Genomic DNA, 14861 nt, shown 5'->3' on the forward strand with positions numbered 1-14861 from the left:
CTTTTCAGATAAATTTCTTTGCCATTCTGGAAACAAAAATTCTAATATTGGGACAAAATCATAGAATGTTTCCTCTTTCCAAATGGGTAATATTATGACAAACAAATGAATACAATTCATGGCATAATATTGGTCATTATAGGCATCACAAAAGTGTTTATTTGCCCTGTTTCGGACAAAAAAGATCAAAACATACATAAGAAATTAATCTTGTTTTCTATAAATATCAGAATCTCAGGATTTAACTTGTAACCTATAACCAGAAACCCCATATTGACAAGAACCGGGATTAGTAGTCCCGGTTTTTTGTTTTCCCAAATTGAACCATTTTGAGTGATTTTATCATTGAAGCGGGAGAAGTTTTCATAAAAACCCTTTGCGATCTGGTTCACCAGGTAAGAGAATGCTGGTGAGATTAAACTTTTGACAAATTATCATGTTTTTTAACAAATATTCCGTTTAATTTATCTGTTTATTATTCCTGTTATGCTCCCTTCAACCTACTTTTGCATAAAATGAAAGGAAATGAAATATTGTTTACATCTCTTGTCGTTCCTGATATTTATCAGTCTTTTTTCATCTTGCAAAAGTGCACTCTTGCCTGAAAAACCAATGGTATCCTATCAGGAATTCAAATATCAACCCGAGCCTTCCCTGATCAATGTTCCCATAGAAATGAAGATACCGGAACTGGAATTATTCCTGAATCGGCAGCTGACCGGGTTGATTTATGAAGACAACAGCCTGGACGATAATGGTGGCGATAACCTGATGGTAAAAGCCTGGAAAAAAGACGCCATAAAGCTCTCTTTCGACAAAGGGCAGTTTATTTACACGGTACCATTAAAATTATGGATCAAGGCGGGGTGGAAGATAGAGAAATTTGGAATTTCACTTTCAGATTACAAAGAGGTGAATGCAGAGATTTCCCTTGATTTTCATACCGGGGTAGGTGTCAACAAAGACTGGACGATCAATACAAAGACTGTTTCTGATGGATATCGCTGGATCAGCAAACCTGTATTGAAGCTAGGCCCCATTGATTTGCCCATAACCTTTATTGCTGACCTTATCATTAAGTATAATATGGAGACTATTAGCACTGCCATTGATGAGGGAATGAAGTCAAGCCTCGATCTTAAAACAAACGTTCAGCAAGCCTGGATTGATATTCAGAAACCCATGCTCCTGGATAAAGACTATAAGCTTTGGCTCAAAGTAACCCCTAAATCAATTTCAGCAGCCCCTATAACCGGCAGCAAAGGGTTTATCCGCCATACTTCTTCCATTCAGGCAGTAGCTGAGTGCTTTACAGGAAAAGAGCCGTCATATAATGTTAATAAGACATTACCTGACCTAACCCCTGTTTCGAAGTTAAGCGACAACTTTATTATCAACCTGACTTCTTATATAGGATATGAATATATTGATTCCATTTCAAAAGCACTATTGGTCAACACTACCTATACCGTAGGTAAGAAAAACCTTACTATCACCGGGGTTAATGTTTATTCGGGAGAAGATAAACTCATAGTTGAGACAGATGTTACAGGAAGCATTAAAGGCAAGCTTTATTTTGCCGGCAAACCGGTATACAGGGCGGCTGATTCATCTATAATTCTTTCGAACCTGGATTTCCATCTGAAAACCAGGAATGTATTGCTTAAGTCAGCAACATGGCTTGCTAATGGCGGGATTGAAAGAATTCTTGAAAAGAAGATGGTATACCCGGTGGGAGGAGATTTAAGGAACACCTATGATTTATTAGAAGAAAACCTTAAACATTATGAACTGGCAGAAGGCTTTTATCTGGGAGGGCAATTACTTAAAATGGAGGTTATGCAGCCTGTGTTAAGTAAGCAGGCAATCATTGCTCCTGTAGTGATTGAAGGCAAAGTTCATGTTGGATTACAAAATAATTAAGAAATTTTTCAAAATAAATATTACAAAATGGTCCTGGGGCAATAAACTAGAAAGCAAATATCCCAAACCATGAAACAAGTTGACTATCTATCAGGAGACCGTTATCCGGAAGGCGTTTGTAACCTTGTACAAGGAAAGAAAATTTCTTTCTCTTTATTTCAGAAAGCCATAAAGGTAAATGCCGATCTGCGTCAGCAGATTAAAGACATTGTTGACCTAGGATTATGTGAATACGCATTCCGGGTAAACTCAGAGATTATTAAAGCTGCAAAAGAGCGGGCTGAACTTCAGACAACTGAAATCATGATGAAGTTCCTTAAAGGAGCCGGGAATTACCAATTTATGAAACATCTCATCCACAGGAACCGTGTTATCAGGTTATTGGCTCAAAAAGAGATTATGGAGCAGGATGAATTTGTGAATAAGGTTAAAAAACTGAAAGTGGTTTAGTAATAGTTATATCATAGACTTTTGATTAGCCTCTTTTTTAGGAGGCTTTTTTTATGCATGACACTAAAGCATAATTGAATACCCGACAACGATAATAAAATCATTCTCCCTTTCATCCTGAAACTTTGATTGAATCATATAAGCAGCATCAATAGTGTGCTTTTTTAGAATTTGAACTTCCACACCTCCTCCAAACCTTATTTTGTCAATTAGTAAATCTGATCCAGGGTTGAGAGCTGTGAAGCCTTCGGAAAACAGGTAAGGGGACCAGTTCTTGTCAAGATCAAGCTTAATTTGAGCTTTGGTCCTGGAGTACCATTCTGGTGTAGCATTTTCCCTGGTATTAACAGGCACAAATTCTGTCTGAATTCGCTCCCTGACTTGCAGAACAATTGGTTTTAGTTTAATACGGCCGCTTAAATCGGCATAAAACCTTGATTTTCGTTCATAACTGTCATCAAGTCTTCTATCAAAAGTATGCCTGTAATGAATGGATAATTTCAAGGGTTTACTGATTCTATAATCAACTCCCAGGTCAGTAAACACAGTACTTGCTTCGGTAATGTTCTCCATGATTCTTACTTCCTGTGACAATTGAATGGCAAAGGTTTCTGAAAGGTTTTTCTGTGCAGTACCGGAGACCCATAGTCCGGCATCATTCACCTGGGCATATCCATTGACAGATGCCAGGATTAATACAAGCAGGATAAAGGGGAGGAGCGTTTTACTCATAATAATAGATTCGGATAGAGGCAATATCCTTCAGATAGTCCAGTTTGGTTACTGAAATACGATGAATATTCAGCCCGGTGCGAAACCTCAGTTCTTCCATGAGTTGCGCATGGTGTTCCGGTTTTACAAGATCAATTTTCTCAAACTGTATATTTTTGCTTTGTTCTCTTCGAAGCAGCAGCTTGGTGTCCATGATAACTGTGACCAGGAAGATGATTCCACAAATGATTCCCAGTTCATCATATTCAAGCTGAATACCTGACAGCAATCCAAGCGCTATAAAGATGAAGAGGTAAGTCATATCTTTCATTCCAATTCCGGCAGTCCGGTATCGAAGCATGGAAAACACGGCAAACAAACCGAATGCCGCCCCCATGGATATTTTGACCTTATTCAGCACAAAGGTTAAAAGGAATATTATAATGTTAAAGAGAATAAAAGTGAAGATGGTATCCATTTTCCTGTAATTGGGATAATAGACCACCAATATGATCAGTAAGACAGCAGCAACATCAATTCCAAGAGTTATAAAGAAGCGGGAGTTGATTTCAATAATGTCCTTATCTTTTTTCTTTGCTTCGGCTTTAGCATCCTTGCTATCTGTTTCTTCTGCCAGGATTTCTGATTCAATAGCTGAAAGCGACTGTCCAAAAGAGGGTGTTGCAAACAATAACATGATCAGAAACAGTAACTTGGCGCTATTCCTGGTTATTTGATAATTTCTTAACATGGAGAAGTTTAGGTTTGAAGTTATTACTTTTTATGTCCTGGTTCATGCTGGCAATACCCAGGCAATATTTACTTAAAGAGAGTGGATGGATGTGGTGTGATTGCATGACGGAGATCATCGGTGAACGTGATGTTTTTTCCTGTTTCACCTCAGCGATGACAATACCTGGATATTCGCAACAATTCGGCTGTGTACCATAGCTGAGGGATACATCAATGGTTACCCTTTCAGACAGGTTCTTATTGACAAGTGTTATCCTGTTATAATTTACTTTCAGTGATTCCACAAGTGCTGTGGCTTCAAAATCAGTTTTTTTAATAAGCAATTGTTCAGAAGCTCCCTCAATGTTACTTTTCAACTCTTTAACCTTCACCCGGTCCTTTATAGTGCGTCCTTTATTTGTTTTAAATTTTATTTCAAAGAAACACAGGCCTGAATCGACATATTTGCGATACCTCACTTTATGCCTGTTCAATTTCCCATTATGGTGCTGGATGTACATTGAGAAATCAGTCGTATCGAAATAATGTGTCTCATACCGGCTGAAGCGTTCTTCTTTTATCGATAATACCTTGTAATTCTCCTGGCAATTCCGGAGAATTTCAGGAAGGAGGCTTCGTTGAAAGATAAATTTGAGGTCCATCCTGTCCAATAGCTTTGCACGGTCCATCTCTTCCAGACTGATGGGCTCAAATAATGCCAGGATTGGGGAAATATCCTCCATTGGATCAGTGATATTCATAACTCCATTTCTTGATTGCCTCAGACTTTTTCTCTTTATTCTGGCTGATCTTTTGAATTTTAAGTTGCCTGGAGTTGTATTTATATTCAACCAATTTAAGGACTGTTCCCTTTGCGTCTGTAGTTGTCTCTGATTTCTTTTCCCCATCGGGATAATAACTAAAACTAGTCGTTTGAATCAAAGTCCCGGAAGGATCATATTCCCTTTCATCTGTTTTTTTCCCAAGGGTATTGTAGAGGTAGGCTTTATGGGATTTGATCACAAAATCTCCCTCATACTCAATTTCTTCGATTTTGTTCTGCTTCCTGTCGTATTTCGTGGTTTTTTTATGATCAACTGTCCCATCTTTTTTATAGTTAATTTCAAGAACAGGATTCCCGTTTTTATCAAACTCATCATAAGACTCTTTGACCAGCTCGGCAGACCCTTCTTCAGTATCAGATTGCCAGGTAGTCACTGATTTTATTTTGTTGAGTTTTATTTCTTTACTACCCTGTGCAAATGTCAAGAGTCCACTGAAAAGAAGAAAGAAACAGATGATGATATTTTTCATTTATGATTGCTTGGTATTATTAATAAATCCCATTACTTGAAGATGGTAATATCTTCGACTTCAATACTTTCTTTATTCCTGCTGATGGTTACATCCCTGATTACCGGTATTAGCGCGCGGGTTTGCAAGGTTGAGTCTTCAGAATAGCAGAATAGATGGTATTCACCAGGACGAAGGTATTTAAATTCGAAGCTACCGTCATAATTTGTTTTAACCTGGTCACTATAAGAACGATCGTCACCATAGATCAGGTATACATCTATTTCCTGACCATAGTATTCTTCGTGCAAAGTTGTAAAGAATTCATCATAATCCCTCACATACACCTTGCCATAAATTCCTGAACTCCCTCCAGAACCCGGCTCTTTACTACAGGATTGAAAAACGATGACAAAGATGAGCAATAAGCCGACAGCTATCCGTTTTTTCTTTAATGAAATCATATTTTCCTTATTGACATTTTAAAAAGTTGGTTTAGAAACTGTCTAAAATTATTAAAATGAAGCGCAAAAAGAATTCAGAATTCATCCGCCAATTGGCAGACAGTATCCAGGAGCCTTCGTTTCATGCTCATATCCTTACCTCACCAACAGCTTTTCTATTTCCTGGAACCCGTTTCCACTGATTCTCACTATTAAAAGCCCTGAGAAGCCTTTACATTCATATTGCAGGGCAACAGCATCCATGTGTTCAGGATTGGCATCATATTCTTCCTTAAATATGCATTGACCTGAAGCATTAAAAATTTCAATGTTGTATGCTTCCCTGGGATTGACAAATTCAATGGTAAATTGTTCTGAGGCGGGATTAGGATAAACATTGAAACCATTAGTTGGAGTGGTGCCCACAAAATTGTTAGCACAAGGTGAAGGCTCCATAAATACAAAAGGGCCATAACCATTGGGGTATCGGCCTAATGTTCTCGAATCGGGAACAGTGGTAAGTATATGTGAGTCGATAACCTCTTCTTTTGAATTTTCAAGCTCCAGTTTGATGAAATTTTTGCCAGGAATTGAGAAATCCAGGTAATTCCCTGTTATATCCCTGGAATCTACGCATAAAAATTTCCCAGCCTCAATTACCACATCAGGAAATAACCATTCATCCATTAGTTCAGAACTGAAAGTAAACCTAAAGCCTTCAAGGTTGATGGGTTCTGTGGTTCGATTCTGGATTTCTATCCATTCATTATTATTTAAGCTAACTTCATTTATAACTAATTCGCCTTTCCCGATGGCAGGTTGCAAAGTATAATACTCATAAGCGGCCCTGGGAGGGGAAAAGACTCCGGCACTGTCATTCTGAGCATAGATGTAATACTGGAATACATTCCCATTCAATAAAACAGAAGCTGTAAAGAAGCCATCATCAGCCACTGCATCACCGGATTGGCCATTATCCCACATTGACACTTGTGTGAACAGATCCTCCCTTTTGCAACGATATGCCAATATCACCTCAGAAGCATCTTCAATTTTAGCTTCAATCACCACAGGTTGTTGCTTCAGAGGTATTTCAGGGGAATTCCTGATTTCAGTGATTAAGGGATGACTGCTGATTCCTTTATAACCCGCTAAATATGCAGAACGGGCCGTCATTAAGTCCCGGAGACCCGGGTACAGAATCATGCTTCCAACACCTCCAACGGTTGTATCTGCATTATTGATAAAATCCTGGAAAGAATAGAATTTGTTTGTATCTGCCTGAACACTTAGCCGGATAAGTTCCTGCATCGACAATGCCTTTGAATAATAATTGCCATTTTCAATGTTCTCCCCGATGATTGTCCGGATATGAGCCAGGTACATACGCTTCAGGGTATCATTGGCAAACAGCCGTGTCATCAGTGGCCTTGGACTTATGCTGAATTTAAGGTGCTGTAAGGGATCAAGAGTTTTCAGCTTTGGGATGGTGAGTCCAAGAAAATTGGTAGATCCATCAGTATCCCTAAAACTTCCGAAGGACATATTCAGATCCCAGAGGAGCGGATTAAACCTGCCATTTTCATCTTCATAGAGATAGTAGTTCTGTGCATACCCTATATAACTGTCCAGGTTCAGCAGCGCATAGTTGAAGGCATGCATCCAAAGAGCCCTGTCTATATTAAGGTATTGGCCCAAACTATCAGAATTCGTGTTCAGTATCCTGATTAGATTGACCAAATTACTCCACCCCCTGTCAGACTCCATTTTGTAATAGGGTAAGTATCCACTGGTATCCGTACCATGTGAATATGCAAGGTTAGCATTCTGTCCGAAAGGATAAATCAAGGTTTCGGGTTCCCCTTTGAAAAAGCTTCGATCATTAGATCCAAACCTTGATGTAATGAATCTTTTATCTATTGCTTCAACATTGGTATACAGTCCGATATATTCCTCATTAACAAATAGCCTGCTATAATTTGCCCTGGGAGCAGGCATATATTGACGAGCAATTTCATAGGAAAGTACTTCCCTGACAAAGGAAGGATCATGGATAACATTACTCAGTTTTATTTTAGCAAAGCCTTGATAATCCTGCCCGGCATGAATATAATCAAGATCAATATTGAAAGGATTCTTTATCTCATTACTATTCCAGGAGCTATACCCTTTATACCGGATCCCGGCATCAGGAAATTCTTCACCATTCACCTTGACGTCACCTATCAATCGTCCGCTATCTCCCTGGTTAATGAACAAACTATCGAGAATATGTCTCCAATCTGATTCCCTGAAAGAGATGCGGATTTCATTGATAGCTGAAGCATCATAGAAATTCACCTCCTGGGCATTTGTCGAAGAAGCAAACCAAAAAATCCCTATTAACAGAAACCAAAACCTCACTTAATAACCACCTTTAGTGTATTAATTGTTTGGGTATTTTTTATTGAGAGAACATAAATACCTGCGGGTAATCCCTTAATGTTAATTTCAACATCACCTGAAACACCGGATTGATAAAGAGCCATCTGTCCCTGTAAATTGGAGAGACCTATGTCAGATACAGACCTGATCCCGGTAATTTTCAGCCAGTCCCTGGCAGGATTTGGGAAGATATTGATACCAGTTAAAGAGGATTCAATTTGTCCATCCAGTTTAATAAATTCAGAAACCCCATTTCCGGTTGCTATCCAAATATGGTCATTTTGGTCAATGGCCAGTCGTTTGACCATTGGGTTCACTAATCCATCTTCCACTTTATAAGTAATCCAATCTGTTTGATCAAACCAGTTTAGCGCACCATCCTGGAGATAATCAGCGTAGATGCCGGCCCACACATCCTGATCTGAGTCAATGGCAAGGTCTTTGACATAATTATTAAATAAACCATTTACGGTAGTATAGGTGGTAACTAACTGGTCGGAATTATCAAGCAGGGTTACACCCATAAAAGAACCCACCCATTTATTTCCAGCTTCATCGACAGTGATACATGAAATATTATTATCCGGCAATCCCTGGGCTGTTGTAAAAATGGTAAACACAGAGCCGTCGAATTTAACCAGGCCACCCAGCCAGGTTCCCATCCAGACTTTGCTTCCATCTGTTGTTATATAACTTATCATATCAGAAGGCAAGCCATTGGAAGTGGTATAATTTGTGAAAGTGGAGCCATTGAGCTTTGACACTCCCCCACTGGTACCAATCCATAGGCTACCATCATCAGCTCCTGCAATATAGCTTACCATATCATTCACCAGTCCATTGGATGAGTTAAAGTTTGTCCAGGCTGCACCATCATAGCTGCTGATACCAAGATCGGTTCCTACCCAAATATGGTTATTGACATCTACTGCTATACAATTGATAAAGTTATCAATCAAGCCATTTGCCGTGGTAAAGGTGGTCCATGAAGAGCCATCAAAACGGGCTACACCCGACTGAGTTCCGAACCACTTCACATTATTTGCATCTACAGCTACCCCATTCACATTATTATCCGGGAGACCGTTAGTGGTTGTATAGTTAATAAAAAACTGGGCCTGAGAAATGAGTGAACTCATCACCAGCATGCCGGGAATTAAAAAGTGCAACAGATATTTCATTTGCTTATAATAACATCAGTGAATGAATACTTTCCCTATGAAAATGACTTTGTTCAGGTTTATAAGTTTGAATAAATATACACCTGTTGGAAGATTTGCAACATCAATATCTTCTTTGCCTTCTTCATCAAGAATGAGTTGTCCCAGGTAGTTATAAGCCAACAGATGTTTTGTGCCCGGGATATTCTCAATTCCACTTATCCTTACCTGTTCTGAAACTGCATGATAGTATATATTTACAGGCCAGTTCAACGATTGTTCTTCGCTGGAAGTGTACACGACCGGGGTTGAAAGATCTGATTCGCAGCCGTTGGTAATTATTTGTACCTGGTAATTACCCGGTTCTGATGGAAGATAGTATCGGAAGGTGGCACCTTCAATCAGGCTGCCATTCCGAAACCATTGGTTATTACTTTCACTGCTGGAAATAAGGCTATCTTCATGAACCGTTATTACAGGTGTTTCCGGATAAGGTGTTACAATAACCTTCACTGAATCGGTTGCTGTGCATGTTCCACTCGTGATTGTCACGATAAAAGTGGTTGTTTCGGTTGGATTGATTAATGGATTTTGCTGGTTGGAAGTAAAACCCGGGGGATTCGAAGTCCATTGGTAAGTATAATTGGAGCCCCCGATTCCCTGTGCGTCAAGCTGTGCTGCATCCCCTTCGCAGAGACTCTTAGGAACGGCGGTTGCATTTGCATAGCCAATGCTGTTAACATAGCAATCGGTATATCTGAATGCGGATGTATTAGTACCTGCAACTGTTTTTGACCAGACCACATTCTGATTTGGGTCAATTTCGTACATATATCCTGAAAATGAGATATTGACCAGGGTATTACCGTTTGGTAATTGTTGTGAATTGCCTTCATTCTGGGTAGGGCTTCCGCTATAGGTATGGCGCCAGGAATAAGTTGCCGGTTCGTAGGACATTCCCGGTGTATGAGAATAATTATAACCATCATAAGGAGGGGAAACCAGGTCGACACAGGTTTTACCTCCTGCACCGCCTTTATTATTGAATCCACATAGAAATCCGGCATTCGGGCATCCTGCTGGCACCCAATGCGCATCATGCACAACATTGAAATTAGCGGAACCAGAGGCTTGATAGGCTTCAGGATTCCCCCATCGGTAGAGGATATCCCCACCTTTTCCTGAATTTCCTCCTGAATGAGAAGCGGCTTCAGCGATAGTTGTGCTATGATCAATCACATAGAACTCATTCATATTATGGGAAGAAAAAACGATTTGGTCCAACTGTTCATTGTAATCAATCCCGTTTACATGCAGCCAGTCTTTTTGTGCTTTATAGTTAACATTAAGTAGTTCCGGATGGTCAACGATGGATGTAACATAATTAGCTTTGGACGGGTATAAACTTTGGCTCAAATGATCCCAGGCATGCCATTCCCAAACGACATTCCCTCCCGTAGTTCCTACCGGTTCAATTTCAACAATTTTATCGGGCCACATCGTTATATTTTGTGAACATCCTGCAGCTGAAACCTGCGTTGGATTGCGGGTTTCATAGGCGATAAGGAGGACATTTCCATTGGGCATAGGGCAAATATCATGATGGGTGCAGTATTCTGTTGTGGAATACACATAGTCCCAGATAACATTGCCATTCCAATCCACTTTTTGAACTTCTCCGCAAATCGGACCCCCGGTGAAATAGTTTCCTGATTTGGCAACAGTGCGGAGAATCACACCACCTGGTAACAGGTAGGAAGAGTAACCAACCGGTTTAGATGAGTTGAATGTCCACATTTTATAAGTAGCCCCGGTTAAATCAACGAGATAGGCTTTGGTGCTGTTTTTTAAGCTGTAAAGCGTGTAGCTGCCATAAGGCTGAGCTGAAACTACCACACATAAAAAGAAAGCGATGGCAATTAAGAAATTTGTAAGCTTCATAGAATCTGGTTTTATCAGCTTTAAAAGTTCTGGAACTAAATGATAATCCAAAGGTTGTCAAATTTGTGCAGTTATCATTTTACCTTGAGTTTACAAATTAATAAAATATTAATTTACTGTTAAAAACAAATAGATGGAAACACTGATTTTTCGACTAGACTACTGAATTCTCATGACCAATGGGAAACAGATACAGCGTAAAGTGTTGATCATTAAAATAAGGTTAAGAATGATTACAGCCGGATATCTAATATCCCGACTAGCATTGCATCAGAAGAAACGGCTGTTGACAAATTCCTGGAACTTCTCCTTATAGTTTTCTGAAATAGGAATATAGGTTTTCCCAAAGATAATCCGATTCCTTTCGATCGTTTTTATCATTTCGAGATTAACAATATAGGATCGATGCACTCTCATGAACAAGTTTTCCGGCAGATTTTCTTCCAGAGACTTCATACTCATGAGAGTAAGAATCGGTTTTTCTTCACCTGACAGATATATTTTGACATAATCTTTAAGACCTTCAATAAATTGAATACTGTTGAATTCGATCTGGATCATCTTATAATCACTTTTCACGAACAGTGAATTTCTGACTTCAGGAGAAATATTTTTTGATTGAAAGTCGAACCAACGCTTGGCTTTATTGGCTGCCGTCAGGAATTCAGGGAAACTGACAGGTTTTAAAAGGTAGTCGAGGGCATCTACTTTAAATCCGGATATTGCATATTTCTCAAATGCTGTTGTAAAAATCACTCTTGGCCCTTCAAGAATACTTTTACTGAATTCAAGTCCTGATAATCCGGGCATCTGAATATCAAGGAATATTAGCTGAATATCCAGCTGAGTCATAATTTCCATTGCCTGGAAAGCACTATTGCATCTGCCGGCTAGTGACAGAAATGGTGTTTTGTTTACATATCCCTCCAAAAGATCAAGGGCAAGGGGTTCATCATCGACGATCAGGCAGCTGATTTTCATAATTTCAGGGATAGGGTTGCAATATATTGTTCGCCATTGATTTCATTTGATAAATCATAGGCCCCTTGATAAATAAGATCAAGTCTTTTTTTAAGATTTACCAGGCCAATACCCGACCCACTCCGATCAGATTCAGTTTTTGGGAAATTGCTATTCCTGACGATGCATACAATTTCATTTTGCCGGGAATTAGTGATCTCAATCTTAATTAAGGAAGGTTCGGTTGGACTAACACCATGTTTGAAGGCATTTTCTACCAGTGATATAAATAACAAAGGGGCAATTTCCAGGTCCTCTTCTGATGCAGAGATATTTGTTTCAAGTTTTACATGTGAAGGCAACCGGAGGCTCATTAATTCAATGAAATTTGAGGTAAACTTCAGATCTTTGATTAACGAAACTTTCGGCTGATCACTATCATAAAGCACATAACGGATCAGGTTACTAAGCTGGTGAACGGCATGTTGAGCATGATCCTGATTAATACTGATCAGGGAGTAAATATTATTAAGTGTATTAAACAGAAAGTGTGGATTTAACTGATGCTTCAGGTTATTCAGTTCCGATTCCACATGTAATTTCTCCAGTTCCTTTTGCTCTGCCTGTGACTGATACCATTGGGTTGTCATCTTGATAGCCACTGAAAGTCCGACCGTTACTGACATAGAAATAATATCTCTGAAGAATATTATACCCTCCATGCGGGGTTTGGGAGGGAATTGATTTCTTTTCTCAAATTGTGCAAAGTACTCAACGAAATAAAAGTGTTTAATAGTGTCCATCAAAAAGATACAAGCAGCAATCAGGACAATGTTTACCAGAAAAAACTGCCAGATTTTTTTATTGAACAGGTATTGAGGGATGATCCAAAACGAATTCATGTAAAATACCAGGATCAGGAAGAGCGCAGGAAGTGAGAAGTCGAGGAAGCGGACCAGGCTTCTTTCACCTTCACTGTAAATAAATACCAGGGGAAAAATAATGATCACCCCCCAGATGATTATATGGATCAGGAATTGAAGGCGATGTTTGAATGGATTAGAGTCGATCATATTGGGGTTGATTTTACTGTCATTGTGCTGGGTGCTGGGTGCTGTGCTCGCCTGAACGGGAAATTTGAAAGAAGGTTTTGAAGATGTCGGATGTCAAACTCCTTCTTAATTCTGAATTCGTTAATCTTCAATCGTTAATCAAAATTGCTCTTGAATTTAGATTGTCGATTAACCCTGCCTGACTGCGAAAAACCAGCTAAGTATTAGCATTCCTGCAGGCAGGCAGGGATTTTTGATTTTTGAAGATCCAAGCCATAGGCCTTCCTTCGTAATATCCAACATCCGATCCGAATCCGAAATCAAACATCCGACATTCAACATTCCAATCCAGAGATTCCCATTTGAAGTCTATGACCACTTTTAATCCCCCGTCCGCAAGCGGACACCCCCTTTTTGCAAAGGGGGACATGCTCATATTCTCAATTCAAAAATCCAACATCAAATATCCGCCTTTCCACATCAAACATCCGACATCAAACATCCGACATCAAACATCCGACATCCGAATCTACTCATACCTAATGGCATCAATCGGATCCAGGTTGGCAGCTTTCCTGGCAGGATACCATCCGAAGAATATACCTGTAAAGGTACAAACTGCAAACGAAAGAGCGATCGAATACGAGGTGATCACTACCGGCCAGTTCAACATGTTTTTAATTATGAAGGAGCTGCCTATCCCCAGGCCCACTCCTATCATACCACCGACCATACTTATCAGGAAAGCTTCTATCAGGAACTGAGCCATGATATCCATTCCCCTGGCTCCAACTGCCATTCTTAAACCAATTTCCCTGGTGCGTTCAGTAACCGAGACAAACATGATATTCATAATTCCGATACCTCCAACAATCAGGGAAATTCCTGCAATAACAGCCAGCAGAATGGTCATCACTGCACTGGTACTACTGAACATGGTTAACATTTCCTGTTGTGACCTGACATGAAAATCATCCTCATCACCTTCATTAATTCCATGTTGTGAGCGTAAAATTGTTTCAATTTCGGTTTTCGCCTGTTGGGTGACCTCTTCTGTGGTGGTTGAACAATTGATTCCATTAATATAATCGATAGCTACCACCCTTTTCTGAACTGTTGTAAAAGGTGCAAGGATAATATCATCCTGATCCTGACCCATCCCATTCTCACCTTTCTCAATAAGCACACCAATCACTATAAATGGAATCTTGTTATACCGGATGGAGAGTCCTACAGGGTCAGCACCTTCTCCAAAAAGCTCCTCAACAACTGTTTGACCCAGCAGGCATACTTTTGCCGACGAGTTGATTTCATGCTCATTGAACATTCTTCCACTTTTTACACTGAACTTCCTGATTTGCAGGTATTCTTCGTTTACTCCCACCATGCTAACCGGCCAGTTATCAGACCCATAGATAGATTGTCCATTTCCATTTACTACCGGAGAAATCGCTGAAATATAATTGCAGTTTTTCCGGATGGCGGTAAAATCTTCAAGGATCAGAGTATTATTACTGGCAGGATTCATCCTGGCACCACCCTGAAACATATCAGCTCCCGGTTGAATCATCAGCATATTGGAGCCCATTTTGGAAATTTCATCCTCAATACTCTTTTTTGAACCTTGTCCAATGGCCAGCATAGCAATTACAGCTGCCACGCCTATAATGATTCCCAGCATCGTTAATAAAGCTCTGAACTTATTACTGCCCAGTGCCTTAAAGGATATTTTGAAAAGATTTGAAATATTCATTTAGAAGGATTTTCAAATT

Annotated in this window: 13 protein-coding genes; 2 read left to right on the plus strand and 11 right to left on the minus strand. The window is 39.6% G+C overall.

From position 1 onward, the window contains the following. Window positions 1-525 precede the first annotated feature (525 nt). Window positions 526-1923: a DUF4403 family protein gene (locus IPH84_10885; GenBank protein ID MBK7173714.1), complete on the plus strand. Its 1398-nt coding sequence runs from the start codon at window positions 526-528 to the stop codon at window positions 1921-1923. Window positions 1924-1992: 69 nt separating this feature from the next. Next, complete coding sequence (locus IPH84_10890) at window positions 1993-2373, plus strand: hypothetical protein (GenBank protein MBK7173715.1); 381 nt, start codon at window positions 1993-1995, stop codon at window positions 2371-2373. Between the two features lie 63 nt (window positions 2374-2436). On the opposite strand, the gene IPH84_10895 is transcribed toward IPH84_10890, so the two are convergent. From IPH84_10895 to IPH84_10945, 11 genes are all read right to left on the minus strand, one after another. Next, the gene (locus IPH84_10895; GenBank protein MBK7173716.1) at window positions 2437-3105 is read right to left on the minus strand and encodes a DUF2490 domain-containing protein; all 669 of its coding nucleotides are present in this window, start codon (window positions 3103-3105) and stop codon (window positions 2437-2439) included. Next, entirely contained in the window at window positions 3098-3781 is a 684-nt protein-coding gene (locus IPH84_10900; GenBank protein MBK7173717.1) for a DUF4956 domain-containing protein, read from the minus strand. Before IPH84_10900 ends, IPH84_10895 begins: the two co-directional genes overlap by 8 nt. Window positions 3782-3803: 22 nt before the next feature. After that, a complete protein-coding gene (locus tag IPH84_10905) occupies window positions 3804-4577 on the minus strand; it encodes a polyphosphate polymerase domain-containing protein (GenBank protein MBK7173718.1) in 774 nt (257 codons plus the stop codon). Further along, window positions 4564-5130, minus strand: coding sequence for a hypothetical protein (locus IPH84_10910; protein MBK7173719.1), 567 nt, complete (start codon window positions 5128-5130; stop codon window positions 4564-4566). The genes IPH84_10905 and IPH84_10910 overlap by 14 nt, the downstream gene beginning before the upstream one ends. 32 nt (window positions 5131-5162) lie before the next feature. Then, window positions 5163-5573 (minus strand): hypothetical protein, encoded by a 411-nt coding sequence (locus IPH84_10915; GenBank protein MBK7173720.1) that lies wholly within the window; start codon window positions 5571-5573, stop codon window positions 5163-5165. 135 nt (window positions 5574-5708) lie between these two features. Further along, a complete protein-coding gene (locus IPH84_10920) occupies window positions 5709-7892 on the minus strand; it encodes a CotH kinase family protein (GenBank protein MBK7173721.1) in 2184 nt (727 codons plus the stop codon). 59 nt (window positions 7893-7951) lie between these two features. Then, the gene (locus IPH84_10925) at window positions 7952-9157 is read right to left on the minus strand and encodes a T9SS type A sorting domain-containing protein (protein MBK7173722.1); all 1206 of its coding nucleotides are present in this window, start codon (window positions 9155-9157) and stop codon (window positions 7952-7954) included. Window positions 9158-9172: 15 nt separating this feature from the next. After that, entirely contained in the window at window positions 9173-11077 is a 1905-nt protein-coding gene (locus IPH84_10930; protein ID MBK7173723.1) for an aryl-sulfate sulfotransferase, read from the minus strand. A 270-nt stretch (window positions 11078-11347) separates the two neighbouring features. Continuing rightward, complete coding sequence (locus IPH84_10935; GenBank protein ID MBK7173724.1) at window positions 11348-12058, minus strand: response regulator transcription factor; 711 nt, start codon at window positions 12056-12058, stop codon at window positions 11348-11350. Beyond that, complete coding sequence (locus IPH84_10940) at window positions 12055-13110, minus strand: histidine kinase (protein ID MBK7173725.1); 1056 nt, start codon at window positions 13108-13110, stop codon at window positions 12055-12057. The genes IPH84_10935 and IPH84_10940 overlap by 4 nt, the downstream gene beginning before the upstream one ends. Before the next feature lie 508 nt (window positions 13111-13618). Then, a complete protein-coding gene (locus IPH84_10945; GenBank protein ID MBK7173726.1) occupies window positions 13619-14842 on the minus strand; it encodes an ABC transporter permease in 1224 nt (407 codons plus the stop codon). Window positions 14843-14861: the final 19 nt, after the last annotated feature.

Source organism: Bacteroidales bacterium (assembly GCA_016707785.1).
GTDB lineage: Bacteria > Bacteroidota > Bacteroidia > Bacteroidales > UBA4417 > UBA4417.